This window comes from Xanthomonas sp. NCPPB 3570, assembly GCF_056725115.1.
Window position 1 is genome coordinate 3,954,135 of record NZ_CM161513.1, and the last position, 25,164, is coordinate 3,979,298.

Sequence of the window (25,164 nt, forward strand, 5' to 3'; positions counted from 1 at the left end):
TGCATGGTAGGCAAGGTAGCTGAATATCGACCGTGACGGGCTACGCATTTCTCGCTCCAGAACGTGACCCCGAGCAGAATCGTAGCGGTCGGCAGCGTAACCGCGTGTGCAGCGCGGCCTGAATGCGCAACCGCTCAGGCCGCGACCGCCACCCGTTCCAGGCGGTCGACCACGCCCTGCATGGCACTGTAGAAGGCATCGTCGTCGCGATGCAGGCGCAGCCGGTCCAGCCGCGCCATCACCGCCAGCGCCTCGGCCGAGGCGACGCACAGCCGCCCGCCACGACGGTTGACGAACAGCAGGCGCGCCGAGATCGGACTCACCCAGGTCAGCTTGCCGGGTTGCACGCGGCCCTCGCGGTCGACGAAGTCCAGCCAGGTCCCCAACGGCAGGTTGCGGAAGTAATCGGCGGTGATGTGGTCGAAATCGGTGGCCTGGGCCGGTTCCGGCAGGGCCGGCACGGTCTCGGCGGCGGGCGGTTCGGGCACGTCCACGCCCGTCGCGGGCGGCGCGGCCTGCAGCGGCCGCGCGTGTGCCAGGTCGTCCAGCGCCGTGTGCAGGGCCTGCCAGGCGGCTTCGGCCGCCGCGGCGTCCAGGCCGACGCTGGTCCACAGCCGGGTCAGCTCGGCATGCTGCAGCTGCAGCCACCCTTCCGCCGGTGCCACGCCGGACTGGGCCTGGCGGCACTGCGCCAGCACCGCATCGCCCAGCGCCAGCGCCGCGGCGAGCGCGCTGCCCTGGCCGTCGTCGCGCAAGGCCGACTGCTGCACGTACTGGCACCAGGACTGGCGCAGGAACGCCTCGATGGGCAGCGGCAGGGCCAGGTCGTCGCCGGCCTGCTGCAGCAGCTCGTGCAGGGCCTGCGTGGCGCGCTGCCGGGCGACCTCACGGCGCTCCTCGGCCCGCTGCAGTTCGGCCGCGCGGCGCTCGGCGATCTCCACCCGGCGCCGGTACTGTTCGTAGGCGCTGCCGAATTCGGCCTCTAGCGCCAGGAACACCGCCAGGTGCTCGTCGAAATCGCGCACCACCCGCTCCACCGCCGCCTGCGCCTGCGCCAGCAGCGCCTGCTCCGGGCCGGTGCTGCCGGCATTGCCGTCGCAGGCGTCGGCCAGCAGGTTGAGCAGGCGCCGCGCCGGGTGCCCGTCGCGCACGAACAGGCGGCCGTCGATCAGCGCCACCTTGGCCATCGGCACCAGCATCTGCCCCAGCAGCTCGCGCTGCGCCGGCTGCAGCACGCATTCCTCGAGCATCACGTCGAACAGCAGGCCGACCAGATCCAGGGTGTCGGCATCGGCCGGGTCCAGGCAGGTGCTGGCCGGGTCCAGGCCGAGCGAGGCGCCGACCCCGGCGATCTGCCGGCGCAGGCCCTGCGCCAGCGGACCGCCGTGTTCGCAGACCGCGGCGAATCCGGCCAACGGCATGGTCTGCAGCAGCGACAGCACCGACAGCACCTCGCGCGGCGACAGGCAGCGCCGGCCGTCGCCCGGGCCCGCCTCCGGCTGCGCCTCGTGCAGCAGCGCGCGCAACGCCGGCGGCAGTACTTCCTGCTCGTTGCGCGCGTGCGCGTCCAGCACGCGCGCGGCACGGCGCTGCGCCGCCGACAGCGGCGCGGCGGTGTCCCAGTTCTCGAAGAAGCGGCTGATCCAGTCCGGCGCCGCCTCGTCCTCGCTCGCGCCCAGGCGCGGGATGGCACGGCGGCGCGGACGCCCGCTGGGCAGCGCGCGCGCGCGCGCAACCTCGTTCAGGCGCTGCTCCAGTTGCGCATACAGCTCGCCGACGCGCTCCTGCAGTTCCTGTTCGCAGATCTTGACGATCGCCAGTTGCACCTGCGGCGCCAGCACCAGCCCGTGCAGCGCCGCGTACACCGCTGCGCCCACGTGCTCGGGGCCGAACGGGTTGTTGTCGGCATCGATGCGCTGGCCGCCGGCGATGAAGCCGAGGAACCGGTTCAGCCGCATCAGCTCCGGCCGCCAGCGGTGCTGGATCGCGCCGGCCAGGTTGCGCACCGCCAGGCGCACGTCCAGTTCCTGCTCCGAGACCAGGCTGAGGTCGCCGCGCTCGCGCGCCAGGCTGCGCTCCACCGACAGCGGACGGCCGGCTTCCACTGCCTGCCAGGCCTGGGCCAGATGCGCGCGGAACCGCGCGGCGATCGGCTCGCGCTGCTGGCGCAACAGCTGGATCGCCTCGAAGTAGTCGTTCTGCGCCGGCCCGGCGCGCTCGGCCATGCGGAACAGCGCCTCGGCGAGCACGTCCAGCACCTCGCCGAACGCGCCCGCGAGCGGAACCGACACCACGTCACGGACCTGCTCGAGCAGATCCGCGTTGCGGCTGGGCGACAACTCTTCAGCGTATTCAGCAAGGGTCATGGCAGTGTGATACGCAGGCGGCAGTGAGACCGACGTCAATTCGGAAGCTAGCGGCAGATCAGCAACGCAACGTGATTGTCCGTGTAACCGCGGCATCCGCTGCCGCCTGCGAGCGCCCGACTATAATTCCGCGCTCGCCCCACGGAATCGAGACTATGCGCACAATTCATTCGCTGCAAGCGCTGGATGCGCGCCGTTCGGTGCCATCCAAGCAGTTGAGCGAGCCGGGACCGGACGCGGAGACGCTGCTGGCGATGCTGCAGTCGGCAGTGCGTGTCCCCGATCACGGAAAGCTGGTGCCGTTCCGCTTCCTGCGCATCGCCGGCCCGGCGCGTCAGGCATTGGGCGACATCCTCGCCGCGCGTACCCTGCAGCGCGATCCCGGCGCGGCGCCGGCGGCGGTGGAAAAGGACCGCGAACGCTTCGCCCACGCGCCGCTGGTGATCGCGGTCATCGCGCGCCTGCAGCGCGGGCACAAGGTGCCGGAGATCGAACAGTGGATGACCGCCGGATCGGTGTGCTTCGCGCTGCTGCAGGCGGCGCAGGCCTACGGCTTCGGCGCGCAGTGGCTGACCGGCTGGATGGCATATGACGAAACGGTGACCGCGCGACTGGGCCTGGCCGAGCACGAGCATGTCGCCGGCTTCATCCACATCGGCACCGCCCGCCTCGACGTCCCGGAGCGCGAGCGGCCGGACCCACGCGCGCTGCTCAGCGACTGGACGCCGTGAACGCAGGCCTGCCCGTGTCGCGGCCGCTGTACCTGGTCGACGCCAGCCTGTACGTGTTCCGCGCCTGGCATTCGATTCCCGACGAGTTCCAGGACGCGCAGGGCTGGCCGACCAATGCGGTGCACGGCTTCGCCCGCTTCCTGCTCGACCTGCTCGAGCGCGAGCGCCCGCAGCACATCGTGATCGCCTTCGACGAAGCGCTGGACAGCTGCTTCCGGCATCGGCTGTACACCGCCTACAAGGCCAATCGCGCGCCGGCACCGGACGCGCTGCGCCGCCAGTTCGCGCACTGCAAGGCGCTGTGCGCGGCCCTGGGCCTGGGCGTATTGGCGCACCACGACTACGAGGCCGACGACCTGATCGGCAGCGCCCTGCACAGCGCCCGCGGCAACGGCTTCCACGGCGTGATCGTCTCCGCCGACAAGGACCTGTCGCAGTTGTTGCTGGAGTTCGACGAACAGTGGGACTACGGCCGCGGCCAGCGCTGGGGCGCGGCCGGGGTCAAGGCGCGCCACGGCGTGCATGCGCACCAGATCGCCGACTACCTGGCGCTGACCGGCGATGCGATCGACAACATCCCCGGCGTCACCGGCATCGGCGCCAAGTCGGCGGCGATCCTGCTGGCGCATTTCGGCGACCTGGACACGCTGCTGGCACGGGTCGACGAAGTGGCATTCCTGCGCCTGCGCGGCGCCGCGCAGATGGCCGTGCGCCTGCGCGAGCAACGCGAACACGCGCTGCTGTGGCGGCAGCTGACCACCATCGCCCTGGACGCGCCGCTGCACACCGCCACCGCGGATTTCGCCCGCGGCGCGGCCGATGCCGACATGCTGCACGGCCTGTGCGAGGCGCTACGCTTCGGGCCGCTGACCCGGCGCCGGCTGCTGCAGGCCGCAGGCCTGGAGTTCGTGGCCGGCTGAGCGCCGGCCCCGCGTCGCGCCCGCCCACCGCTGGCCGCAGGGCACGCATCAAAAAAACACAGCACACGCTCTACACTGCACCGCATCGCCGGACCGCGCCGCGCGCGACCGCGCCTTCTTCCTCCGCCATCTTGCGAGCTGCCCATGCCCCGCCACGATTCCCCGCCCCGCGTCGTCTACGAAGGCAAGTACCAGCGCATGGTCGTGCGCGGCACCTGGGAGTATTCCGAACGGGTGCATGCCGGTGGCCTGGCCGCGATCATCGTGGCGGTCACGCCGGACGACGAAGTGCTGTTCGTCGAACAGTTCCGCGTGCCGCTGCAGGCGCGCACCATCGAGATGCCGGCCGGGCTGGTCGGCGACATCGATGCCGGCGAATCGATCGAAGTGTCGGCGGTGCGCGAACTGGAGGAGGAGACCGGCTGGACCGCCGACCACGCCGAAGTGCTGCTGATCGGCCCGACCTCGGCCGGCGCCAGCAACGAGAAGATCGCCTTCGTGCGTGCCACCGGCCTGCGCAAGGTCGGCAACGGCGGCGGCGACGCCAGCGAGGACATCACCGTGCATTCGGTACCGCGCGCCCGTGCCGCCGCGTGGCTGGTGCAGAAGATGGGCGAAGGCTACGCACTGGACGCGAAGCTGTGGGCCGGCCTGTGGATGATCGAACACGAGCTCGACGGGACGCCGCGTGGCTGAGGCGCCCCGTTCCGATCTGCCGCCGCTGCTGGGCGCCGGCGACCCGGCGGTGTTAACCCTCCACCGCGCACACGGCGTCTCGCCGTTCGTGCTGCTGGCCGACCACGCCGGCCAGGCGGTGCCGCGCGCACTGCACGGTCTCGGCCTGGCGCAGGCGGACCTGGACCGGCACATCGGCTGGGACATCGGCATCGCCGGCACCACCCGCGCGCTGTCCGCGCTGCTCGACGCCTGGGCGATCGAACAGACCTATTCGCGACTGCTGATCGACTGCAATCGCCCGCTGGCCTCGCCGACGCTGATTCCGCCGGTCAGCGACCACACCGTGGTGCCGGGCAATGCCGCACTGACGGCGGCGCAGCGGCAGCAGCGCATCGACGCCGTGCATGCGCCCTACCACGCGCGCATCGCCGCCGAACTGGACGCACGCCGCGCCGCCGCGCGCCCCACCCTGCTGGTGATGATGCACAGCTTCACCCCGGTGATGGACGGCGTGCCGCGGCCCTGGCATGCCGGCGTGCTCTACCACCGCGACACCCGCTTCGCCCACGCGCTGCTGCAGGCGCTGCGCGAGGAAGACGACCTGCTGGTCGGCGACAACGCGCCGTACGCGGTCAGCGACAGCAGCGACTACGCGGTCCCCGTGCATGGCGAAGGCCGCGGCCTGCCGCACGTGGAACTGGAGATCCGCCAGGACCTGATCGCAGACGCCGCCGGCCAGCAGGCCTGGGCGCAGCGGCTGGCGCGGATCTTCAGCGCGCTGCAGCCGCAGTTGCTGGCGCTGGGCTGAGTACAAGAGGGTCGGCAAGGAGCGCCGTGAGCGATGTGGCTTCTGCCGCGTCCCTCCGTCGAAGACGAGCGACCACCGCGCCCACGCAGTCCGCAACCGGCAGCGCCGCCGCAAGGCGCTCCCAGTGCGCCGGCACTTGGCTTAGCGCGCACGTCGCGCCGCGGTTTCGCCACCCACCCGTCGCCAATGCGTCGGTTCGACATGCACTGAGCCCCCTCCTCCGCTCAGCATGCTGAAGCGGCGAGCGCCCGCCTTCACGCCAAGCTGAGCGCGGCCTGCGCACGCTGGGGTTGGACCGGTCCGCGCCGGCAACCCGCCCCGCACCGGACACCCCATGCTCATCCGCCTCGGCTACGAGATTCGCTACCGGTTCGCGCAAGCGACGCCGATGCTGGCAATGCTGGACATCCACGACAGCCGCCACGACGACATCGTCGCCGCCACCGCCCTGCACAGCGTGCCGGCAGTGCCGCTACACACCTATCGCGACGGCTTCGGCAACCGCTGCACGCGCCTGCAGGCGCCCGCCGGCACGCTGACCCTGCGGGCCGATGCGGTGGTGCGCGACAGCGGACTACCGGACCAGTACCGCTACGACGCGGCGCAGACCCCGGTGGAGGCGTTGCCCGACGACACCCTGGTGTATCTGCTCGGCAGCCGCTACTGCGAGACCGACCTGCTCAGCGGCATGGCCTGGGAACTGTTCGGTGGCACGCCGCCCGGCTGGGCGCGGGTGCAGGCGATCTGCGACTACGTGCATGCGCGCATCGCCTTCGGCTACGCCCACGCCTGCGCCACCAAGAGCGCCGCGCAGGCGCTGCAGGAAGGGCGCGGGGTGTGCCGCGATTTCGCGCATGCGGCCATCGCGCTGTGCCGCTGCATGAACATCCCGGCGCGCTATTGCACCGGCTATCTCGGCGACATCGGCGTCCCAGCATCGGACGCGCCGATGGATTTCTCCGGCTGGTTCGAGGCCTTCCTCGACGGGCACTGGTACACCTTCGACGCGCGCCACAACCTGCCGCGCATCGGCCGCGTGCTGATCGCGCGCGGCCGCGACGCCGCCGACGTGGCGATCAGCACCACCTTCGGCGACAACGTGCTGGAATCGTTCGTGGTCTGGACCGAGGAGACCACGCAGGCGCAGCTCGACCCGCTGCCTGCACCGGCCAGTGCCACCGCGGCTGCCGGTTGCGAACCCGGCAACGCGCTGGCCTGCTGAGCCGCAGACCGGCGCACCGCGAACGGCGCCGCGCGCGGACTCAGGCGAAGCCGTCGGTGGCGCGCACCAGCGCGTCGACGTTCTCGGCCTCGAACGCAGAATGGCCGGACGCCGGCGTGATCTGCAGCGTGGCCTTTGGCCAAACCTTGGCCAGGTCCCAGGCATTGGCCAGCGGGCAGACCACGTCGTAGCGACCGTGCACGATCACGCCCGGGATGTCGGCGATGCGGTGCGCGTCGCGCAGCAACTGGTCCTCGACCTCGAAGAAGCCGCCGTTGACGAAGTAGTGGTTCTCGATGCGCGCGAACGCCAGCGCGAAGTGCGGGTCTTCGTGGCTGTCGACGAAATCGGCATCCACGTGCAGGAAGCTGGTGGCACCCTCCCACACGCTCCAGGCCTTGGCCGCTGCCAGGCGGGTGGCCTCGTCGTCGCTGGTCAGGCGCCGGTGGAAGGCCGAGATCAGGTCCGCGCGCTCCACCGGCGGGATCGCGGCGACATAGTGTTCCCACGCATCCGGGAACAGGCGGCTGGCGCCTTCCTGGTAGAACCACTCCAGTTCCCAGCGACGCAGCATGAAGATGCCGCGCAGCACCAGTTCGGTGACGCGGTCCGGATGGGTCTGCGCGTAGGCCAGCGCCAGGGTCGAGCCCCAGCTGCCGCCGAACACCTGCCAGCGGTCGATGCCCAGGTGCGTGCGCAGCCGCTCGATGTCGGCGACCAGGTCCCAGGTGGTGTTGTCGACCAGGTCGGCGTGCGGCGTGGAGCGGCCGGAGCCGCGCTGGTCGAACAGCACGATGCGGTACTTTGCCGGGTCGTGGAAGCGGCGCATCTTGGCGTTGCAGCCGCCGCCCGGACCGCCATGCAGCAGCACCACCGGCTTGCCGTGCGGATTGCCGCACTGTTCGTAGGACAGGGTATGCCGTGCGTCCACCGGCAACATGCCGCTGTCGAACGGCTCGATCTCGGGATACAGCGTGCGCATGGCGCCTCCTGCAGGGAAACTCCCGATTCTACCCAGCGCATGGCCTGGACTCGCAGACGAATGCACCGCGCTCCCTTGGCGCCTGGGGCGAGTCGACACGACCGCTCGGCGCAGCGCGGGGGGCGCTTCCCTGCACGGCGCGCATCGCGTGCCCGCCATCGGCAACGGTCGCGCGCCCCACAGACCCTGTCGCTCAACTGGTCGGCCACTGCCCCAGCGTGACCCGGTCGCGCGCTTCCAGGTCCTGCCGGGTCGCCACCTCCGCGAAGCCGGCCGCGTCCAGCAGCGCGCGCACCGCCGCGCCCTGGTCCCAGCCGTGTTCCAGCAGCAGCCAGCCGCCGGGCAGCAGATGCGCCGGCGCAGCGGCGACGATCCGGCGCAGATCGTCCAGCCCGTCCGCGCCGGATGCCAGCGCGCTGGCCGGTTCGTAGCGCAGGTCGCCCTGCTGCAGGTGCGGATCGCCATCGGCGATGTACGGCGGGTTGCTGGCGATCAGGTCGAAGCGCTGGCCGGCCAGCGGCGCCAGCCAGGCACCGTGGACGAAGGCGACGTTGCCCAGGCCGTGCGCGTGCGCATTGGCCTGCGCGACCGCCAGCGCGGCTGCACTGAGGTCGGTGGCCGTCACCTGCGCCTGCGGGCGCTCGCTGGCCAAGGCCAGGGCGATGGCACCGCTGCCGGTGCCGAGGTCGGCGACACGCCGGCCCGGCGCACCATCCAGCCGCTCCAGCGCCAGTTCCACCAGCCGCTCGGTGTCCGCGCGCGGGATCAGCGTGGCCGGCCCGACCGCCAGGTCCAGGGTCCAGAAGCCGCGCCGGCCGGTCAGGTAGGCCACCGGCTCGCCCTGCGCACGCCGCGCCAGCAGGGCCTGGAACCCGGCGACCACATCGCCGGGCAGCGGCTCGCGGGCGTGCGCGAACATCCAGGCGCGGTCGCGTTGCAGGGCATGCAACAGCAGGGCTTCGGCATCGCCGCGCTCGACCTGGGTGCAGGCCGCGCGCAGCAGGGACTCGGGGGTAGGCGCATTCATCGCTGTCACGATGACGCAGCGAGCCTGGAAAAGCCAACGTGGTAGAAGGACACCACGCCTACGCGCCATGGGCGGCTGGCGCCATCGCGCGGCAGTGCAGCAAAGAGCCAGGCTTGGAAATCGATAGAGGAAACCTATCTATTCAATTCCATCAATCGATTTGAGGGATCTATCGGCGCCCCCTATCATGAGCCTCGTTCCATCCCCCGACCCCTATCGCAACCACGAGGAAACTCCATGTCGTCTTTGATCAACACCCAGGTCCAGCCGTTCAAGGCCAACGCCTACCGCAACGGCGAATTCATCGAAGTCACCGACGCGGACCTGAAGGGCAAGTGGTCGGTGCTGATCTTCATGCCGGCTGCCTTCACCTTCAACTGCCCCACCGAAGTGGAAGACGCCGCCGAGCATTACGCCGAGTTCCAGAAGATCGGCGCCGAGGTCTACATCGTCACCACCGACACCCATTTCTCGCACAAGGTGTGGCACGAGACCTCGCCGGCGGTGGGTAAGGCCCAGTTCCCGCTGGTCGGCGACCCGACCCACCAGCTGACCCGCGCCTTCGGCGTGCACATCGAGGAAGAAGGCCTGGCCCTGCGCGGCACCTTCGTGATCAACCCGGAAGGCGTGATCAAGACCCTCGAGATCCACGACAACGCCATCGCCCGCGACGTCACCGAGACCCTGCGCAAGCTCAAGGCCGCGCAGTTCGTCGCGTCGCACCCGGGCGAGGTGTGCCCGGCCAAGTGGAAGGAAGGCGAGAAGACCCTGAAGCCGTCGCTGGACCTGGTCGGCAAGATCTAAGCCGCCCGCGCTCCCATCTCCGCCTCGCGGCGGGGGTGGGGGTGAACCGCAGCCGGCATCGCGCGCCGGCGCCGGCTGCGGTTCATCCCTCCTCCCTCTTCGCAGCGCGCTGCTCCGGCAGCTCGCTTCCTCCTCGCTTTGCCCAACGTCAGGAGTCCGCCATGTTGGATGCCGATCTGAAAACCCAGTTGAAGGCTTACCTGGAGCGGGTCGTCCGGCCCATCCACATCACCGCGTCGGTGGACGATGGCGCCAAGTCGCGCGAGATGCTCGACCTGCTCGAGGATCTGGTGCTGCTGTCGGACAAGATCACCCTGGACGTGCACCGCGACAGCGGCGAGCGCACCCCGTCGTTCGCGCTGAACAGCCCCGGCCACGACATCCACCTGCGCTTCGCCGGCCTGCCGATGGGCCACGAGTTCACCTCGCTGGTGCTGGCGCTGCTGCAGGTCGGCGGCCACCCGTCCAAGGCCACCGCCGAGCTGATCGAGCAGGTGCGCAACCTGCCCGGCGAGTACCGTTTCGAAACCTATTTCTCGCTGTCCTGCCAGAACTGCCCGGATGTGGTGCAGGCGCTGAACCTGGCCGCGGTGCTGAACCCGAACATCCAGCACGTGGCGATCGACGGTGCGCTGTTCCAGGACGAGGTCGAGGCGCGGCAGATCATGTCGGTGCCCACCGTCTACCTCAACGGCGAAGTGTTCGACCAGGGCCGCATGACCCTGGAGCAGATCGTGGCCCGGCTCGACACCGGCGCGGCCAAGCGCGATGCGGCGGCGATCGCGGCCAAGGCGCCGTTCGACGTGCTGGTGGTCGGCGGCGGCCCGGCCGGCGCGGCCGCGGCGATCTACGCCGCGCGCAAGGGCATCCGCACCGGTGTGGCGGCCGAGCGCTTCGGCGGCCAGGTGCTGGACACCATGGCGATCGAGAACTTCATCTCCGTGCAGGAGACCGAAGGCCCGAAGATGGCCGCGGCGCTGGAACAGCACGTGCGCCAGTACGACGTGGACATCATGAACCTGCAGCGCGCCGAACAGCTGCTGCCGGCCGGTTCCGACGGCCTGGTCGAGGTCAGGCTGGCCAACGGCGCCTCGCTGAAGAGCCGCACGGTGATCCTGTCCACCGGCGCGCGCTGGCGGCAGATGAACGTGCCCGGCGAAGACCAGTACCGCAACAAGGGCGTGGCCTACTGTCCGCACTGCGACGGCCCGCTGTTCAAGGGCAAGCGCGTGGCGGTGATCGGCGGCGGCAACTCCGGCGTGGAAGCGGCGATCGACCTGGCCGGCATCGTCAGCCACGTCACCCTGGTCGAGTTCGACAGCAAGCTGCGCGCCGACGAAGTCCTGCAGCGCAAGCTGCGCAGCCTGGGCAACGTCGACATCCTGGTCAACGCGCAGAGCACCGAGGTGCTGGGCGACGGCCAGAAGGTCACCGGCCTGGTCTACAAGGACCGCGTCGGCGGCGATGTGCATCGCGTGGCGCTGGAAGGCATCTTCGTGCAGATCGGGCTGCTGCCGAACACCGAATGGCTGCAGGGCACGGTGGCGCTGTCGCCGCGCGGCGAGATCGTGGTCGACGACCGCGGCCAGACCTCGCTGCCGGGCGTGTTCGCCGCCGGCGATGCGACCACGGTGCCGTACAAGCAGATCATCATCGCCATGGGCGAAGGCTCCAAGGCCGCGCTGAGCGCCTTCGACCACCTGATCCGCCACAGCGCACCGGTCGCCAGCGGCAGCGTCGCCGAAGCGGCCTGATCCGCCCCGGTCCCGCGCCGCACTGCCGGCGCGGGACCACGGCACGCGGCCTGCGCCGCGCGCACCCATCTGTCTCGCCGCCATCTGCGCCAGACGCTCTATGCTGTGACCCTGCGACACCTCCCGCCGCTGCGTCCCGAGGACCCCGTCGATGAACCTGCGTGATCTGAAATACCTGGTGGCGCTGGCCGATCACAAGCATTTCGGGCGCGCCGCCGCGGCCTGCTTCGTCAGCCAGCCGACGCTGTCCACGCAGATCAAGAAGCTCGAGGACGAACTGGGCGTGCCGCTGGTCGAACGCGCCCCGCGCAAGGTCATGCTGACCCCGGCCGGGCGCGAGGCCGCCAGCCGCGCGCGCGGCATCGTCGCCGAGATCGAGCAGATGAAGGAGGCGGCGCGGCGCAGCCAGGATCCGGAAGCCGGCACGGTGCGCCTGGGCATCTTCCCCACGCTGGGTCCGTACCTGCTGCCGCACGTGATCCCGCGCATCCGCGAGCGCTTCCCGCAGCTGGAACTGCTGCTGATCGAAGAGAAGAGCGATGTGCTGCTGACCCGCCTGCGCGAAGGCCGGCTGGACGCGGCGCTGCTGGCGCTGCCGCTGCACGACGAGCAGTTGCACGCCGAATTCCTGTTCGAGGAACCGTTCGTGCTGGCGGTGCCCGAGCAGCATCCGCTGGCGCGGCGGCCGACCCCGCTGACCCTGGAGGAACTGCACGCGCAACGCCTGCTGCTGCTCGAGGATGGGCATTGCTTGCGCGACCAGGCGCTGGACGTGTGCCACCTGTCCGGCGCGTTGGAGAAGGCCGAGTTCCAGGCCACCAGCCTGGAGACGCTGCGGCAGATGGTCGCCGCCAACGTCGGCGTGACCCTGCTGCCGCTGCTGGCGGTGCAGCCGCCGGTGGCCAATCCGCCGAACCTGCGCCTGCTGCCGTTCGCGCACGACGGCGGACCGAGCCGGCGCATCGCCATGCTGTGGCGGCGCAGTTCGGCGATGGGCGCGTTCCTGCAGCAACTGGCGCACCTGTTCGGCGCGCTGCCCGAAGACCTGTTCACCCTGCCGGCACAGGCGCCACTGCCGAACCAGGCGCCGCGGCAGGTGGCCTGAGCGGGGCAGACCCGGCCGCAGCGTCGCATCGGCGCCTGCTTGCTTGCACAATGGCAACAGGGGGCGGCACGGTGCCGCCCCCGTGCGTTGTGCCATCCAACCGGAGCCTGTCCATGACCTCGCAACACCACAGCGGCCTGCCGCCCTCGTTGATCGTCTCCAGCCGCGATTTCGCGCGCCTGGAAGCCCTGCTCGATTCCCCTGCCTTGCACCAACACCCGGCCGCGCTCGCGCTGGGCGCAGAACTCGACCGCGCCACCGTCGTGGCGCCGGAGCAACTTCCTCCCGGCATCGTCGCCATGCATTCCCGTGTGGAGTGCGAAGACGAACTGCACGGTGAACGCCACCACCTGACCCTGGTCTATCCGCACGAAGCCGATGCCGCGCATGCGCGCATCTCGGTGCTGGCCCCGGTCGGCAGCGCCCTGCTCGGCCTGGCCGTGGGCCAGTCGATCGACTGGCAGGCGCCTGGCGGACGCCCGCTGCGCCTGCGCGTGACCGCGGTGCAGCGCGCCGACGACGACAATGCGCGCGCAGCGCGTTAACGTGCGCGGCCCTATCCTTGTTCCCACTCGTTCCCGAGAGATACCGATGACCTCTTCCGCCCCCTCCAAGCTCGCCCAGTTGCGCGAGTTGTCCGTGGTCGTGGCCGATACCGGCGACTACGACGCGATCAAGCGGCTCAAGCCGGTGGACTGCACCACCAACCCGACCCTGGTGAAGAAGGCGCTGGACCTGCCGGTCTATGCCGACCTGATCGACGAGGCGCTGGCCTGGGCGCGCGGCCAGGACGGCGACCACGCCGCCCTGGTCGACGAGATCGCCGACCGCCTGACCATCGGCGTCGGCGCCAAGCTCAGCGCGCTGGTGCCCGGCCGCGTGTCCACCGAAGTGGACGCCGACCTGGCCCACGACACCGACGCCACCATCGCCAAGGCACACAAGTTCATCGCCATGTATGCCGAGCGCGGCATCCCCAAGGACCGCATCCTGATCAAGGTCGCCGCGACCTGGGAAGGCATCGAGGCGGCGCGGCAGCTGCAGAAGGACGGCATCGACTGCAACCTGACCCTGATCTTCAACCGCACTCAGGCCCTGGCCTGCGCCGAGGCCGGCGTGTTCCTGATCTCGCCCTTCGTCGGCCGCATCCTCGACTGGTACGTGGCCAAGGGCCAGACCCCGGCGACCATCGACGAAGACCCGGGCGTGCAATTCGTGCGCGGCGTGTACGACGAGTTCAAGCGCCGCGGTTCGGCGACCGTGGTCATGGGCGCCTCGTTCCGTTCCACCGCGCAGATCGAGGCGCTGGCCGGCTGCGACCGCCTGACCATCTCGCCGGACCTGCTGGAGAAGCTCGACGCCGACCACGGCCCGCTGCCGCGCAAGCTCTCGCCCGGCCAGGCCGACGGCGCCAAGATCGAGCCGATCGACGCCAAGCGCTTCGCCGCCGACCTGGCCGCCGATCCGATGGCCACCGAGAAGCTGGCCGGCGGTATCGACACCTTCGCCAAGGACCTGCAGACCCTGCGCGACACGATCCGGCACAAGCTGGTCGGCTGAGTGTTGCCTGCACCCCAAGCGCGGTGATGCTGCGCTTGGGGTGCCGGGAATAGGGAAACGGGAATGGGGAATTGGGAAAAGCGAGTCCCGTTTCTCTGCCATCTCCCGATCGATTCGATGACGTCTGCACGCGGTTGCACTGCGCGAGCGCGAAGGTGCACGTCCCCGCGAACGCCGAAAACAGACTAGGAGCAGCGCACATCACCTGCGGCACTTCGACGCCGCGTTGGCGCGGCCGCAACTTTTCCCGGGCTATGCTGCGCGCCCGAGTGCAGAGGCAAGGCAATGGCAACGATCGCAGTGGTGATGGTGGACGGCGTGGCGGACTGGGAAATCGGCACCATCCTGCCGGCGGCGCGGGCCTGGTTCGGCGACACGATCCAGATCGCCAGCATCGACGGCAAGCCCATCACCTCGATCGGCGGACTCGACCTGCACCCCACCCACGCGCTGTCGGACCTGGCGCCGCTGGACGCCGACCTGTGGCTGCTGCCCGGCAGCGACCGCTGGCAGGCCGGCGAGATTCCGGGCCTGAGCGCGTTGCTGCAGCAGCGCCTGGAGGCCGGCCGCGGCGTCGCGGCGATCTGCGGCGCGACCCTGGCGCTGGCCTACGCCGGCCTGCTCGATAGCCGCCCGCATACCAGCAACTCCGAAGCCTTCCTGCGGGAGCACGCCGGCGTCTATGCCGGCAGCGCGCACTACCAGGAACGCCGTGTTGTCAGCGCCGGCGGCCTGATCACCGCACCGGGCACCAGCCCGGTCAGCTTCGCCGAGGAATGCCTGCGTTTGCTGCATCCCGAACGCGAGGAGCAGATCGCGCAGATGCGGCAGATGTTCGCGGCCGAGTTCGTCTAGCGCGACCAGTGCCACCTGTCATGCAGACGGCGGTGGCGCAGAATGACTACACTTGTCGCCACACCCTGCAGTCCGCCATTGGCGGCTGAGCGCGGCGCCGCGGTCGATCCGTGGCGGACGTGACGTAACGGCGCTCACGCACACCAGCGCGCCGGCAGGGTGCTTCCACGGCCTGGACAGGAGAGAGCGCATGCGCAGATGGGTGGCGCGTTGGTTGTTTTCGCTGACGCTGGCTGCCGCCAGCGCCACCGGCATGGCCGCCACGCCGGCACCGACCCGGGTCGCGATCCTGGGCGTGGAGCACGCCGCGCAACTGGTCTCCGAGCGCGACCAGCCGGGCGTGCTCGCCGCGTTCCTGGAGCACCTCGCGCCGGATGCGATCTGCCTGGAGCGTCCGCCGGAGCAGGCGGCGCGCGGCGACTATTACGAGTACACCTACGAGGTACAGGGCGTGATCCTGCCGTACGCCGCGGCGCATCCAGTCGCCCTCTGTCCGATCGACTGGATGCCGCCGGTGGAGGACGCCAGGCTCGGCTTCGGCGTGGACCTGGACACCCCGCTGGAACTGCGCCGCGAGCAGGGTTTCCAGGGCTTCCTGTCGTTCCCCGACGAGGCCGCCCTGCAGCGCGATTTCTTCGCGGCGGATGCGGCCGAGAACGTGGCCGCGGTGCAGAAGTGGGCGCAGACGCCGGCGCCGCGGGCCGACCAGGACCTGCCGCGACGCCTTTACCTGTACCGCACCTTCCTGCAAGCCCAGCGCATCCGCGCCGCAGCACTGGCGCACCCGGGCAAGACCGTGCTGGTCGTGGTCGGCTATTTCCACAAGCCGGACCTGGAAGCGATCCTCGCGCACGATCCGGCGATCGCTTTGGTCAAGCCCCCGACGCTGGGGCGCCCGGCGGCGGACGCGGTCGAGCGCGCCACCACCGCGACGCAGCGCGCCGCGATCCTCGCCTTCAACCTGCTCGGCACCCAGGCCGACACCGGCAACGTCGATTGGGCGTGGATGGGCCGCGTCCTGGATGCCTACGCGGTCGACGCGCCAGCCGCCGAAACGGCGCTGTTGCAGACGCGCCTGGCACTGCTGAGCGGCCGCATTGCACCGGCCGAGGCGCGGCGGCGCTACGCACGGCTCGCCGAGGACACGCCGGTCGAACTGGGGTTCGGCTGGACCGGCGTGCAGGACCGCACACGCGTGGATTCCTTCTTCGATCCCTTCGGCAACCTGACGGTGCGCCAGCGCGCGACGCTGGAACTGGCGCGGACCGACTACGCGCTCGGCCGCAGCCGTGACGGCGACGCGGCGATCGAACGGCTCAAGGCCGAGCTGTCGCCACGCAAGGCGCTGCAACTGTCCGGTTATGCGGCGCGGCTGCGGCCGGCCGCCACGAGCACGCGCGATCCGCATGCCGCGAAGTAACGGGCTCGCGCCAAGACGTCACCCGCGGTCGCCGTGACCCCCGATGGCGACAGCAGCCTGCGCACACCATCCGCGGATGCGCTCGCTCAGGCCTCCAGCCCGATCGAACAACTCACCCCGGTCCCGCCCAGGCCACAGTAGCCGCCCGGGTTTTTGGCCAGATACTGCTGGTGCTCGTCCTCGGCGTAGTAGAACGGCGGCGCCGGGAAGCGGATCTCGGTGGTGATGGGACCGTAGCCGGCGGCGTCCAGGCGCTGCTGGTAGGCATCGCGGCTGGCCAGCGCGGCCTCGTACTGGGCCTGGGTGGTGCAGTAGATCGCCGAGCGGTACTGGGTGCCGGTGTCGTTGCCCTGGCGCATGCCCTGGGTCGGGTCGTGGCTTTCCCAGAAGGTCTGCAGCAACTGCTCGAAGCGCACGGTCTGCGGGTCGAACGCCACCAGCACCGCCTCGGTGTGGCCGGTCTGGCCCGAGCAGACCTCGCGATAGGTGGCATTGGGCGTCTCGCCGCCGGCGTAGCCGACCGCGGTGCTGAACACGCCCGGCAGCGACCAGAACTTGCGTTCGGCGCCCCAGAAGCAGCCCAGGCCGAACTGCACCTGCTCCAGGCCGGCGAAGGCGTCGCGCAACGGATGGCCGTTGACGAAGTGGCGGTTGTGCAGCGGCAGCGGCTGCGCGCGTCCCGGCAAGCTCTCGCCCGGACGCGGCAGGCGCTGCTTGAAGGCACCGATTCCCAACATGGCATGGACTCCTGGCAGCGACGTCGATGTCTTTGTGGATGGCGCTGCCGGAGTCCGCTTTCAAGTGCGCCGGCCACCGCGGCGGCGGCGGGCGCGACGTTCACTTCGTTGCGGTGCTGGCCGTCGCGGCGGCGACCGGCTCCGGCATCGCCGAGCTGTGGTGGTTGATGATCAGCCAGCGCCCGTCGCGCTTTTCGTAGACGAAGGTGTAGCGCGCCTGCACCTGGCGGGTGCTGCCGTCGGGATTGTTCAGGGTGAAGGTGTAGACGCCGGCGTCGACCGCGCTGTCGTCGTCGAGCAGCCGCACCTGGCGGTAGTTGATGGCGCCGCGCGGCTTGGCGGCGAGGAAGTGGCTGAAGTAGTCCTCGATCTCGGCGCGGCTGGCGCGGACCTGGTTGGACACCGTGGGCAGCAGCACGCCGTCGCGGGCGTACAGGTCGGCCACGCGCTGCGGATTGCCGGTGGCCAGCGCCGCGTTCCAGCGGTCGAACAGGCCGGCGATCTCGCGCTCGGCGCTGCTGGCCGGCGTCGCCGGCTGGCCGTCGTAGTGCATCGCCGGCGCGGCCAGCGCGGTGGTGGTGGTGGTCAGGCCCAGTGCCAGGGCGAACAGGATGCGACGCATGGGAAGTCTCCGTGTGCTGAGGGGATGCCGTCTCGGGGCGAAGCGAGTATTGGCAACCGCGGCTTGCGCAACATCCGCTGGGCGGCATATCCTCGAATATGCCGTTCGGCATACCGGAGACGCGCCCGTGCACCCTCCCTCCAATGCAGGCCAGTGGCGTGAGGCACTACGCCGCGACGCTGCCGACGCGGCACGCTGGCAGGCGGTGGCCGCCGCCGCAGTGGCGCTGCGCGAGTCCGGCGATGCCGCCCAGGCCGCCGCGCACGCGCTGGTGCCGGCCAGCGCCCTGGTGGCGGCCCCGCACGCCGCGGTGCTGGCGGTGCGGGGCGCCCGCTGCCTGGTGCTGGCCAGCCAGGGCGATGCGTTGCCGCCGGGCGCCAGCGTCGCCGTCGAGGCGCCAGCGCATGCGTGGCGCCTGCGCGGCGATGCCGCCAACGAGGCCGGCGAACTGTGCCTGCCGATCGCCGCGCTGGGCGTGCCGCTGGGCACGCTGTGCCTGGGCTGGGACGCCCGCACCGTGCCAGCGCCGGAAGACGTGCAGGCCCTGTCCGCGATCGCCGCGCTGCTGGCACCGCTGGCGGCCGAACCGCCGCGTGCGCCGCGGCGACGCAAACCGGCGCAGGCCGACCGCCTGGCCGTGCTCAGCGCGCGCGAGCGGCAGGTGCTGGCGCTACTCTCGCGCGGCCTCACCAATGCCGCGCTCGGCGCCGAACTCGGCATCAGCGCCGGCACCGCCAAGGTCCACGTCGAGCGCATCCTGCACAAGCTGCAGGTGGCCGACCGCACCCAGGCCGCGGTGGTCGCGGTGCAGGCCGGGGTGGCGCTGTGAAGGCGCTGGCGCGCCGCTGGAACGACTGGCCGCTGACCCGCAAGAGCCTGGCGCTGGTGGCGCTGCCGCTGTTGCTGCTGGTGGCGGCGCTGGTGGCGATCTACAGCGTGGAGCGGCAGAACATCGCCGCCGAGAACGACGTGCGCCGCACCCTGCAGTTGCTCAGCGACCTGCACGAGGCGCATGCGCTGCTGGCCGAGACCGCCGCCGGCGTGCGCGGCTACCGGCTGGTGCGCCAGGACGCGTTCCTGACCCCGTACCGCGATGCCGAGCCGCGGCTGAAGACCGTGGTGCAGCGCCTGTCGCAGCGCATCACCGACCCGCGCCAGGCGCAGCGCTTCGCCCGCATCCAGCCGCTGTTCGAGGAGAAGATGCAGGGCTGGCGGCGGCTGCTCGCGCCGGACCTGAGCCGCGAGGAAGAGATCCGCCAGCTGCGCGAAGGCAAGGTCACCCTCGACATCCTGCGCGCGGAACTGCGCGAGCTGCGCAACTACGAGACCGCGCAGTTGCAGGTGCGTACCGCCAAGGCGCAGGCGCTGCGCCAGCGCAACCTGCTGATCACCCTGTGCGCGGCGATGCTGGGCGGGCTCGGCGCGGTGCTCGCGGTGGCCTGGTTCGCCTCGTCGCTGTCGCGGCGCCTGCGCCAGCTCTCGGCCAATGCCGACCGCCTCGGCGACGGCCGGCCGCTGGCGCCACAGCCACCGGCCGGCGACGAACTGGGCCAGGTCGCGCAACGCCTGCAGCAGGCCAGCACCCTGCTCGCCGCGCGCGCCGAGGAAGCGCAGTCGGCGCGCCGCGAGGCCGAGAGCGCCAACCGCGCCAAGACCGAATTCCTCTCGCGCAGCAGCCACGAACTGCGCACCCCGCTCAACGCCATCCTCGGCTACGCGCAGGTGCTGGAGATGGACCTGCCGGGCGCGGCGCAGCGCGATCACCTGCAGCACATCCTCGGCGCCGGCCGGCATCTGCTGGGGCTGATCACCGAACTGCTGGACATCGCCCGCATCGAGGCCGATCAGCTCGACCTGAGCCCGCGCCCGGTGCCGGTGCGCACCGCGCTGGAAGAGGCGCTGGGGCTGGTCGCGCCGGAGGCGCGGGCGCGCGGCATCGTGCTGCGGCCACCGCAACTGCCGCCGGAGTGGACCGTGCGCGCCGACCCGCAGCGGCTACGCCAGGTGCTGATCAACCTGCTGTCCAACGCGATCAAGTTCAATCGCCCCGGTGGCGCGGTATGGGTAAGCGCGGTGCCCGAAGGCCAGTCCCTGGCGCTGACCGTGCACGACCAGGGCCACGGCCTGACGCCGGCGCAGGTGGAACGCTTGTTCACGCCGTTCGAGCGGCTCGGCGCCGAGCGCTCGGCGATCGAGGGCACCGGCCTGGGCCTGGCGCTGAGCAAGCGCCTGACCGAGGCGATGGGCGGGCGCATCGCCGTGGACAGCGGCCCGGACGGATCGCAGTTCATGATCGCGCTGCCGCTGGACCGGCCGCAGGCCGCGGCGCAGCCGGACCTGGCGGTGGCGACGACGACGGCGGGCGGGGGACAGCGCCAGTTGCTGAGCGTGGAGGACAACCCCTCCAACCAGGCGCTGATCCGTACCCTGGTCGAACGCCGACCGCACTGGCGCCTGTACGAGGCCGCCAGCCTGGCGCAGGCGCACGCGCATCTGCAGCACGCCACGCCCGACCTGATCCTGCTCGACCTGCATCTGAGCGACGGCAACGGCGAGGACCTGCTGCAGGCGCTGCGCGCGCAGCCGCACACCGCGGCGATCCCGGTGGTGGTGGTCAGCGCCGATGCCACCGCGACCACGCTGGCCCGCGTGCAGGGCGATCCCGTGCGCGCCTACCTGACCAAGCCGCTGGACGTGGCCGACTTCTTCTCCGTTCTGGACCGACACCTCGCATGACCCGCAACGATGTCCTCGCCGCGCGCATCCTGATCGTCGACGACGAACCGGCCAACGTGCGCCTGCTGGAAGAACTGCTGCAGCGCGAAGGCTTTCGCCAGGTGGTGGCGACCACCGACCCGCAGCGGGTGCTGGGCCTGGTCGCCGCGTTCGCACCGGACCTGATCCTGCTCGACCTGATGATGCCGGAGCTGGACGGCTACGCGATCCTGGAACAGCTGGCGCGCCTGGCCGGCCCGTCCAGCTTCCTGCCGGTGATCGTGCTCACCGCCGACCCCAGCCGCAGCGCCCGCCACCGCGCCCTCGGCCTGGGCGCCAAGGATTTCCTGACCAAGCCGCTGGACACCTTCGAAGTGGCCCTGCGGGTCTGGAACGTGGCCGAGACCGTGGTGCTGTTCAAGCGCCTGCGTGCGCTGGCCGTGGCCGATGCCGTGCCCCCGGGCTGGTCGACGGCCGGGATTGGGGATTAGGGATTAGGGATTCGCAACGGCGGCACCCCGCTTTTGCCAATCCCCAATCCCGACTCCCCAATCCCCGCCCCCAACCTACATCGCCCGCGTCACCTGCCCGCCCAGGCCCAGCGTCATCAGCACTTCCTGGGCCTTTTCAAGCAGTTCGTCGGCCACGCAGACCTGGACCACGCCGAACGGCAGCTCGCCGGCGCCACCGAGCAGGGCCTCGCCGAACACGAAGGCGGTGATGCCGGCGTCCTCCAGCGCGTGCTTGGCCAGGTGCGCATCGATCAGGTGCTGGGCGCGGTAGGCGATCTGCATGGTCGCGCCCTCAGCGGCGTCCGCCAACGTCGGCGGGGTGGGCGCTGCGGGCGCGCTGCGGCCGCGTGGGCTGGAGCCGATCGCCGACGACGGAGCAGGACAACAAGGACATGGCGGGATCTCGCAGCTGGGCCAAGCCGCAGCCTACGCGCCGGGGCGGCCGCCGGCCAGCTCGGCTAAACTTGCGCTTTACTTATTCGCTGACGCGCATGTCCGACACCCCCGCCACCGACGCCTCCGCCCCGGCCGAGAAGAAAGACTTCATCCGCCAGATCGTCCGCGAGGACCTGGCCAGCGGCAAGCACACGGCCATCCGCACCCGCTTCCCGCCCGAGCCCAACGGCTACCTGCACATCGGCCACGCCAAGGCGATCTGCCTGGACTTCGGCATCGCCGCCGAGTTCGGCGGGCGCTGCAACCTGCGCTTCGACGACACCAACCCGGCCAAGGAAGATCCCGAATTCGTCGCCGCGATCCAGGACGACGTGCGCTGGCTGGGCTTCGACTGGGCCGAGCTGCGCCACGCCTCGGACTATTTCGAGGTGTACTACCTGGCCGCCGAGAAACTGATCCGCGACGGCCACGCCTTCGTCTGCGACCTCTCCGCCGAGCAGGTGCGCGAATACCGCGGCACCCTCACCGAGCCGGGCCGCGACTCGCCGTACCGCACCCGCAGCGTCGAGGAGAACCTGGACCTGTTCCGGCGCATGCGCGCCGGCGAGTTCCCGGACGGCGCGCGCACCCTGCGCGCCAAGATCGACATGAGCAGCGGCAACATCAACCTGCGCGACCCGGCGCTGTACCGGATCAAGCACGTCGAGCACCAGAACACCGGCAACGCCTGGCCGATCTACCCGATGTACGACTTCGCGCATTCGCTGGGCGATGCGGTGGAAGGCATCACCCACTCGCTGTGCACGCTGGAGTTCGAGGACCACCGCCCGCTGTACGACTGGTGCGTGGACAAGGTCGACCTGGCCGGCCACCCGGAACTGCTGCAGCCGCTGCTGGACAAGGGCCTGCCGCGCGAGGCGGCCAAGCCGCGGCAGATCGAGTTCTCGCGGCTCAACATCAACTACACGGTGATGAGCAAGCGCAAGCTGACCCAGCTCGTCGCCGAGGGCCTGGTGGACGGCTGGGACGACCCGCGCATGTACACCCTGCAGGGCCTGCGCCGCCGCGGCTACACGCCGGCCGCGCTGCGCCTGCTGGTCGACCGCGTCGGCATCAGCAAGCAGAACTCGGTGATCGACTTCTCGGTGCTGGAAGGCTGCCTGCGCGAAGACCTGGACGCGCACGCGGCGCGGCGCATGGCGGTGATCGAGCCGCTGAGGCTGGTGCTGAGCAACCTGCCGGAAGGGCACAGCGAGACGTTGACCTTCTCCAATCATCCCAAGGACGAGGGCTTCGGCACGCGCGAGGTGCCGTTCTCGCGCGAACTGTGGATCGAGCGCGAGGACTTCGCCGAAGTCCCGCCCAAGGGCTGGAAGCGGCTGGTGCCGGGCGGCGAAGTGCGCCTACGCGGTGCCGGCATCGCCCGCGTCGACGAAGTGATCAAGAACGACGCCGGCGAGATCGTGGAACTGCGCGGCTGGCTCGACCCGGAATCGCGCCCGGGCATGGAAGGCGCCAACCGCAAGGTCAAGGGCACCATCCACTGGGTCAGCGCCGCGCACGCGGTGGAAGCGGAGATCCGCCTGTACGACCGCCTGTTCTCGGTGGAGAAGCCCGACGACGAATCCGACGGCAAGACCTACCGCGATTACCTCAATCCCGACTCCAAGCGCAGCGTGCGCGGCTACGTCGAACCCGCCGCCGCCAAGGCCGTGCCGGAGCAGGCGTTCCAGTTCGAGCGCACCGGCTATTTCGTCGCCGACCGCTACGACCATCGCGCCGATGCGCCGGTGTTCAACCGCAGCGTGACTCTGCGCGACACCTGGAGCGGCGGCCAGGGCGGCGCCTGACGCAGTGCGCGTGCGGTCCTCGCGGCCGCACGCGCAGCGCCCCGCATGGGCCAGCGCCGGCCGATATCGGCGCCTGGTCTCCGCACCGCAGCATCGCTGGTACACCGCGATGAAACGCTCGAAGCGTCCGTAGGAGCGGCTTCAGCCGCGACGGGCCTTACCAGGAGCCCAGGGTCGCGGCTGAAGCCGCTCCGACGACGACAGCGCACCATCGGGCTGTTGCGAATCCCCAATCCCCGCCCTTCCCCCACCACCATCCGCGCGCTAGCGTAACGGGCATGTCACCCGCCCCATCCCTGAGCCTGCGCAGCTACGGCCGCGACGGCGCCGCCCATCAGCACGACCACGTGCAGTTGGTGCTGCCGTTGCATGGCGCGATGGAACTGGAAGTGGACGGCCGCGGCGGCTATCTGGATCGCTTCCGCGCCGCGGTGGTCGCGCCGCAGACCCGGCATGCGCAGTGCGCGCTGGACGCCAACCGCTTCCTGGTCGTCGATTGCGCCGCCGGTGCCTTCGGCGACGCTGCGCTGGAGCGCCTGCGGCGCCAGCCATTCCTCGACCTGCCCCCTCCCCTGCAGGATCTGCTCGCCGCCCAGGCACCGCATCCACACCTCGCGATCGCCCATGCCGATGCCGGCGCCGCCGTGCTGGCCTGGCTGCAGGCGGGCACTGCGCCGCGCGGCTGGCAGCGGCTGCAGGCGCTGTGCCGACGCATCGAGGCCGCGCCCGGCCAAGACTGGCCGGTGCGGCGCATGGCGCAGGTGGCGCACCTGAGTCCGAGTCGCCTGCACGCGCTGTTCCGCGCGGCGTTCGGACGCACGCCGCAGGACTGGGTGACGGCACGGCGGCTGGACTGGGTGCGCCGACAGCTGGCGCATGGCAACCGGCCGATCGCCGACCTGGCCCAGGACAGCGGCTATGCCGACCAGAGCGCGCTGACCCGCGCGCTCAAGCGCAGCACCGGCCAGACCCCGGCCGCCTACCGCCGCCGTCATCGCCCGGCGCCTGGACAGGAGTCTGGGACAAGCCGGCCGCTGCCGGCGCCGGCATGCTGAGCCGTCACGGCTGACACGGCCGATACGGAAACGAACCGCATGCGCGAACGTCTATGGGCAGGGGTCGGCAGCGGCATGGTCGCGGGCGCGCTGTGGGGCCTGGTGTTCCTGGCGCCGCAACTGCTGAGCGCCTTTTCGCCGCTGCAATTGGCCATCTCGCGCTACCTGGCCTATGGCGCCATCGCCGCCGCGCTGCTGCTGCCGCGCTGGCGCGCCGCCACCGCGCCGCTGGGCGCGGCCGAATGGTGGGCGCTGCTGCGCCTGAGCCTGCTCGGCAACATCGTCTACTACGTGCTGCTGGGCAGCGCGGTGCAGTGGGCCGGCGGCGCCGCCACCGCGCTGATCATCGGCCTGCTGCCGGCGGCGGTCACCGTGATCGGTTCGCGCGCGGCCGGCGCAGTCCGCCTGCGCCGGCTCGCCGCGCCCTGCGCGCTGTGCGTGCTCGGGGTGGCGCTGGTCGCGGTGCAGACCCTGGCCGTCGCGCGGCCGCACATTCCGGCCAGCCTCGGCCTGCGTGCGGCGGGACTGGCCTGTGCGGTCGGTGCGCTGGCGTGCTGGACCGCCTACTCGATCAAGAACGCGCGCTGGCTGCGGCGGCGCCCGGACCTGTCCGGCCGCGACTGGTCGCTGCTGACCGGCGTGGTCACCGGCGCGCTGGCCCTGGGCCTGGCGCTGCCGGCGTTCGCGCTGGCCGGCACGCCACACGCCGGCGCCGAGTGGATGCGCTTCTGGGGCATGGCGCTGGTGCTGGCGCTGTTCGCCTCTGTCATCGGCAACGCCTGCTGGAACCACGCCAGCCGGCTGCTGCCGCTGACCCTGGTCGGGCAGATGATCGTGTTCGAGACCGTGTTCGCGCTGCTGTACGGCTTCCTGTGGGAGCAGCGCTGGCCGACCGCGCTGGAACTGCTGGCGATCGCCTGCCTGCTCGGCGGCGTGCTGTGGTGCACCCTGGTGCATGCGCGGCCGCAACCCGCCGTGCGCGAAGCCAAGCCCGGTTAAGCGGCGCTGCCTAGACTTGCGCAGGTCCTCCCACGGGAATCGCGCC

General features: G+C 71.0%; 24 protein-coding genes. 18 read left to right on the forward strand and 6 right to left on the reverse strand.

Features of this window, described 5'->3' with window-relative positions; genetic code table 11:
* Nucleotides 1–134 precede the first annotated feature (134 nt).
* On the reverse strand, nucleotides 135–2,366 hold the full coding sequence (locus AC1PLR_RS17020; RefSeq protein WP_481101742.1) for a DUF1631 family protein: 2,232 nt from the start codon (nucleotides 2,364–2,366) through the stop codon (nucleotides 135–137).
* 155 nt (nucleotides 2,367–2,521) lie between these two features.
* Here AC1PLR_RS17020 and AC1PLR_RS17025 point away from each other — a divergent pair, with 155 nt between their 5' ends.
* From AC1PLR_RS17025 to AC1PLR_RS17045, 5 genes are all read left to right on the forward strand, one after another.
* Nucleotides 2,522–3,097 (forward strand): nitroreductase family protein, encoded by a 576-nt coding sequence (locus AC1PLR_RS17025; RefSeq protein ID WP_481101743.1) that lies wholly within the window; start codon nucleotides 2,522–2,524, stop codon nucleotides 3,095–3,097.
* Nucleotides 3,094–4,017 (forward strand): 5'-3' exonuclease, encoded by a 924-nt coding sequence (locus AC1PLR_RS17030; RefSeq protein WP_481070368.1) that lies wholly within the window; start codon nucleotides 3,094–3,096, stop codon nucleotides 4,015–4,017. Before AC1PLR_RS17025 ends, AC1PLR_RS17030 begins: the two co-directional genes overlap by 4 nt.
* Nucleotides 4,018–4,161: 144 nt before the next feature.
* Complete coding sequence (locus AC1PLR_RS17035) at nucleotides 4,162–4,713, forward strand: NUDIX hydrolase (protein WP_019801603.1); 552 nt, start codon at nucleotides 4,162–4,164, stop codon at nucleotides 4,711–4,713.
* Nucleotides 4,706–5,503, forward strand: a complete 798-nt coding sequence (locus AC1PLR_RS17040; RefSeq protein ID WP_481101744.1) for an N-formylglutamate amidohydrolase — start codon at nucleotides 4,706–4,708, stop codon at nucleotides 5,501–5,503. Before AC1PLR_RS17035 ends, AC1PLR_RS17040 begins: the two co-directional genes overlap by 8 nt.
* A gap of 334 nt (nucleotides 5,504–5,837) precedes the next feature.
* Nucleotides 5,838–6,725: a transglutaminase-like domain-containing protein gene (locus AC1PLR_RS17045; protein WP_481101745.1), complete on the forward strand. Its 888-nt coding sequence runs from the start codon at nucleotides 5,838–5,840 to the stop codon at nucleotides 6,723–6,725.
* Between the two features lie 40 nt (nucleotides 6,726–6,765).
* Here the strand turns inward: AC1PLR_RS17045 and pip are convergent, their stop codons facing one another.
* Both pip and prmC read right to left on the reverse strand, forming a co-directional pair.
* Nucleotides 6,766–7,707, reverse strand: coding sequence for a prolyl aminopeptidase (pip, locus tag AC1PLR_RS17050; protein ID WP_481101746.1), 942 nt, complete (start codon nucleotides 7,705–7,707; stop codon nucleotides 6,766–6,768).
* A 193-nt stretch (nucleotides 7,708–7,900) separates the two neighbouring features.
* Nucleotides 7,901–8,734 carry a peptide chain release factor N(5)-glutamine methyltransferase gene (gene prmC, locus AC1PLR_RS17055; protein ID WP_481101747.1) on the reverse strand — a complete coding sequence of 278 codons (834 nt, stop codon included), beginning with the start codon at nucleotides 8,732–8,734 and terminating at the stop codon, nucleotides 7,901–7,903.
* 237 nt (nucleotides 8,735–8,971) lie between these two features.
* On the opposite strand from prmC, the gene ahpC reads away from it, so the two are divergent.
* From ahpC to AC1PLR_RS17090, 7 genes are all read left to right on the forward strand, one after another.
* Complete coding sequence (gene ahpC, locus AC1PLR_RS17060; RefSeq protein ID WP_010341941.1) at nucleotides 8,972–9,538, forward strand: alkyl hydroperoxide reductase subunit C; 567 nt, start codon at nucleotides 8,972–8,974, stop codon at nucleotides 9,536–9,538.
* A 161-nt stretch (nucleotides 9,539–9,699) separates the two neighbouring features.
* Nucleotides 9,700–11,292, forward strand: coding sequence for an alkyl hydroperoxide reductase subunit F (gene ahpF, locus AC1PLR_RS17065; protein WP_481101748.1), 1,593 nt, complete (start codon nucleotides 9,700–9,702; stop codon nucleotides 11,290–11,292).
* Between the two features lie 151 nt (nucleotides 11,293–11,443).
* Nucleotides 11,444–12,397 carry a LysR substrate-binding domain-containing protein gene (locus AC1PLR_RS17070; protein WP_420007816.1) on the forward strand — a complete coding sequence of 318 codons (954 nt, stop codon included), beginning with the start codon at nucleotides 11,444–11,446 and terminating at the stop codon, nucleotides 12,395–12,397.
* Between the two features lie 113 nt (nucleotides 12,398–12,510).
* Entirely contained in the window at nucleotides 12,511–12,942 is a 432-nt protein-coding gene (gene rnk, locus AC1PLR_RS17075) for a nucleoside diphosphate kinase regulator (protein WP_481101749.1), read from the forward strand.
* Nucleotides 12,943–12,988: 46 nt separating this feature from the next.
* Nucleotides 12,989–13,957, forward strand: a complete 969-nt coding sequence (gene tal / locus AC1PLR_RS17080; protein WP_481101750.1) for a transaldolase — start codon at nucleotides 12,989–12,991, stop codon at nucleotides 13,955–13,957.
* A 285-nt stretch (nucleotides 13,958–14,242) separates the two neighbouring features.
* Nucleotides 14,243–14,812 (forward strand): type 1 glutamine amidotransferase family protein, encoded by a 570-nt coding sequence (locus AC1PLR_RS17085; RefSeq protein ID WP_371183363.1) that lies wholly within the window; start codon nucleotides 14,243–14,245, stop codon nucleotides 14,810–14,812.
* Nucleotides 14,813–15,002: 190 nt separating this feature from the next.
* Entirely contained in the window at nucleotides 15,003–16,232 is a 1,230-nt protein-coding gene (locus AC1PLR_RS17090; RefSeq protein WP_481101751.1) for a hypothetical protein, read from the forward strand.
* A gap of 86 nt (nucleotides 16,233–16,318) precedes the next feature.
* Here the strand turns inward: AC1PLR_RS17090 and msrA are convergent, their stop codons facing one another.
* Together msrA and AC1PLR_RS17100 are read right to left on the reverse strand one after the other, a co-directional pair.
* Nucleotides 16,319–16,969 (reverse strand): peptide-methionine (S)-S-oxide reductase MsrA, encoded by a 651-nt coding sequence (gene msrA, locus AC1PLR_RS17095; protein WP_481101752.1) that lies wholly within the window; start codon nucleotides 16,967–16,969, stop codon nucleotides 16,319–16,321.
* Between the two features lie 100 nt (nucleotides 16,970–17,069).
* Complete coding sequence (locus tag AC1PLR_RS17100) at nucleotides 17,070–17,591, reverse strand: SgcJ/EcaC family oxidoreductase (RefSeq protein WP_481098940.1); 522 nt, start codon at nucleotides 17,589–17,591, stop codon at nucleotides 17,070–17,072.
* 127 nt (nucleotides 17,592–17,718) lie between these two features.
* Between AC1PLR_RS17100 and AC1PLR_RS17105 the strand changes: the two genes are divergently transcribed.
* Genes AC1PLR_RS17105 through AC1PLR_RS17115 form a run of 3 tightly spaced genes read left to right on the forward strand, consistent with a single transcriptional unit; the run spans nucleotide 17,719 to nucleotide 20,797 of the window.
* Nucleotides 17,719–18,420: a helix-turn-helix transcriptional regulator gene (locus AC1PLR_RS17105; protein WP_481098941.1), complete on the forward strand. Its 702-nt coding sequence runs from the start codon at nucleotides 17,719–17,721 to the stop codon at nucleotides 18,418–18,420.
* Nucleotides 18,417–20,327: an ATP-binding protein gene (locus AC1PLR_RS17110; protein ID WP_481101753.1), complete on the forward strand. Its 1,911-nt coding sequence runs from the start codon at nucleotides 18,417–18,419 to the stop codon at nucleotides 20,325–20,327. Before AC1PLR_RS17105 ends, AC1PLR_RS17110 begins: the two co-directional genes overlap by 4 nt.
* Nucleotides 20,324–20,797 carry a response regulator gene (locus AC1PLR_RS17115; RefSeq protein ID WP_209247109.1) on the forward strand — a complete coding sequence of 158 codons (474 nt, stop codon included), beginning with the start codon at nucleotides 20,324–20,326 and terminating at the stop codon, nucleotides 20,795–20,797. Before AC1PLR_RS17110 ends, AC1PLR_RS17115 begins: the two co-directional genes overlap by 4 nt.
* Nucleotides 20,798–20,872: 75 nt before the next feature.
* Here the strand turns inward: AC1PLR_RS17115 and AC1PLR_RS17120 are convergent, their stop codons facing one another.
* Nucleotides 20,873–21,100, reverse strand: coding sequence for a putative signal transducing protein (locus tag AC1PLR_RS17120; RefSeq protein WP_017912582.1), 228 nt, complete (start codon nucleotides 21,098–21,100; stop codon nucleotides 20,873–20,875).
* A 209-nt stretch (nucleotides 21,101–21,309) separates the two neighbouring features.
* On the opposite strand from AC1PLR_RS17120, the gene AC1PLR_RS17125 reads away from it, so the two are divergent.
* The 3 genes from AC1PLR_RS17125 to AC1PLR_RS17135 all read left to right on the forward strand — a co-directional run bounded on the left by AC1PLR_RS17125 (nucleotide 21,310) and on the right by AC1PLR_RS17135 (nucleotide 25,118).
* Complete coding sequence (locus AC1PLR_RS17125; RefSeq protein WP_481101754.1) at nucleotides 21,310–23,064, forward strand: glutamine--tRNA ligase/YqeY domain fusion protein; 1,755 nt, start codon at nucleotides 21,310–21,312, stop codon at nucleotides 23,062–23,064.
* A gap of 278 nt (nucleotides 23,065–23,342) precedes the next feature.
* Nucleotides 23,343–24,119, forward strand: coding sequence for an AraC family transcriptional regulator (locus AC1PLR_RS17130; RefSeq protein ID WP_481101755.1), 777 nt, complete (start codon nucleotides 23,343–23,345; stop codon nucleotides 24,117–24,119).
* Between the two features lie 39 nt (nucleotides 24,120–24,158).
* Nucleotides 24,159–25,118 carry a DMT family transporter gene (locus AC1PLR_RS17135; protein ID WP_481101756.1) on the forward strand — a complete coding sequence of 320 codons (960 nt, stop codon included), beginning with the start codon at nucleotides 24,159–24,161 and terminating at the stop codon, nucleotides 25,116–25,118.
* The last annotated feature ends 46 nt before the right edge of the window (nucleotides 25,119–25,164 follow it).

What these genes read in the sequence shown, in the direction of transcription:
- AC1PLR_RS17135 (WP_481101756.1), top strand. Translation starts at nt 24,159, where the DNA reads ATGCGCGAACGTCTATGGGCAGGGGTCGGCAGCGGCATGGTCGCGGGC.
- AC1PLR_RS17025 (WP_481101743.1), top strand. Translation starts at nt 2,522, where the DNA reads ATGCGCACAATTCATTCGCTGCAAGCGCTGGATGCGCGCCGTTCGGTG.
- AC1PLR_RS17020 (WP_481101742.1), bottom strand. Translation starts at nt 2,366, where the DNA reads ATGACCCTTGCTGAATACGCTGAAGAGTTGTCGCCCAGCCGCAACGCG.
- AC1PLR_RS17115 (WP_209247109.1), top strand. Translation starts at nt 20,324, where the DNA reads ATGACCCGCAACGATGTCCTCGCCGCGCGCATCCTGATCGTCGACGAC.
- AC1PLR_RS17125 (WP_481101754.1), top strand. Translation starts at nt 21,310, where the DNA reads ATGTCCGACACCCCCGCCACCGACGCCTCCGCCCCGGCCGAGAAGAAA.
- ahpC (WP_010341941.1), top strand. Translation starts at nt 8,972, where the DNA reads ATGTCGTCTTTGATCAACACCCAGGTCCAGCCGTTCAAGGCCAACGCC.
- msrA (WP_481101752.1), bottom strand. Translation starts at nt 16,969, where the DNA reads ATGTTGGGAATCGGTGCCTTCAAGCAGCGCCTGCCGCGTCCGGGCGAG.
- prmC (WP_481101747.1), bottom strand. Translation starts at nt 8,734, where the DNA reads ATGAATGCGCCTACCCCCGAGTCCCTGCTGCGCGCGGCCTGCACCCAG.
- AC1PLR_RS17100 (WP_481098940.1), bottom strand. Translation starts at nt 17,591, where the DNA reads ATGCGTCGCATCCTGTTCGCCCTGGCACTGGGCCTGACCACCACCACC.
- AC1PLR_RS17045 (WP_481101745.1), top strand. Translation starts at nt 5,838, where the DNA reads ATGCTCATCCGCCTCGGCTACGAGATTCGCTACCGGTTCGCGCAAGCG.
- AC1PLR_RS17090 (WP_481101751.1), top strand. Translation starts at nt 15,003, where the DNA reads ATGCGCAGATGGGTGGCGCGTTGGTTGTTTTCGCTGACGCTGGCTGCC.
- tal (WP_481101750.1), top strand. Translation starts at nt 12,989, where the DNA reads ATGACCTCTTCCGCCCCCTCCAAGCTCGCCCAGTTGCGCGAGTTGTCC.
- AC1PLR_RS17085 (WP_371183363.1), top strand. Translation starts at nt 14,243, where the DNA reads ATGGCAACGATCGCAGTGGTGATGGTGGACGGCGTGGCGGACTGGGAA.
- AC1PLR_RS17070 (WP_420007816.1), top strand. Translation starts at nt 11,444, where the DNA reads ATGAACCTGCGTGATCTGAAATACCTGGTGGCGCTGGCCGATCACAAG.
- AC1PLR_RS17130 (WP_481101755.1), top strand. Translation starts at nt 23,343, where the DNA reads ATGTCACCCGCCCCATCCCTGAGCCTGCGCAGCTACGGCCGCGACGGC.
- AC1PLR_RS17120 (WP_017912582.1), bottom strand. Translation starts at nt 21,100, where the DNA reads ATGCAGATCGCCTACCGCGCCCAGCACCTGATCGATGCGCACCTGGCC.
- ahpF (WP_481101748.1), top strand. Translation starts at nt 9,700, where the DNA reads ATGTTGGATGCCGATCTGAAAACCCAGTTGAAGGCTTACCTGGAGCGG.
- rnk (WP_481101749.1), top strand. Translation starts at nt 12,511, where the DNA reads ATGACCTCGCAACACCACAGCGGCCTGCCGCCCTCGTTGATCGTCTCC.
- pip (WP_481101746.1), bottom strand. Translation starts at nt 7,707, where the DNA reads ATGCGCACGCTGTATCCCGAGATCGAGCCGTTCGACAGCGGCATGTTG.
- AC1PLR_RS17035 (WP_019801603.1), top strand. Translation starts at nt 4,162, where the DNA reads ATGCCCCGCCACGATTCCCCGCCCCGCGTCGTCTACGAAGGCAAGTAC.